We start from the raw sequence: 201 nt of genomic DNA, 5'->3' as shown, positions 1-201 counted from the left end.
TCACCGGATTGGGATCGGCCAGCGTGTTGGTGTCTTCCTTCACCGCCGCCGCATCGGCCACCGCCACCGGCGCGTCATTGGTGCCGGTGATGGTGATGGTCAGGTTGGCGGACGAAGAGCCGCCGTGGTTGTCCGAGTTGGTGTAGCTGAAGACGTCGGTGACGGTGGCGCCTTCGGCAAGCTGCTGCACCGAGGCCAGGC

1 protein-coding gene is annotated in these 201 nt (G+C 66.2%); it reads right to left on the bottom strand.

Going from position 1 to position 201, the window contains the following annotated elements:
- Nucleotides 1–201: VCBS domain-containing protein (locus tag EN808_RS36170; RefSeq protein ID WP_135918296.1), on the bottom strand; the 201-nt coding region annotated here is incomplete at both ends.

This window comes from Mesorhizobium sp. M8A.F.Ca.ET.165.01.1.1 (genome assembly GCF_004792065.1).
Lineage (GTDB): Bacteria > Pseudomonadota > Alphaproteobacteria > Rhizobiales > Rhizobiaceae > Mesorhizobium.
The sequence above is the reverse complement of the archived record's forward strand: the minus strand, read 5'-3'. Positions and strand labels throughout refer to the sequence as shown.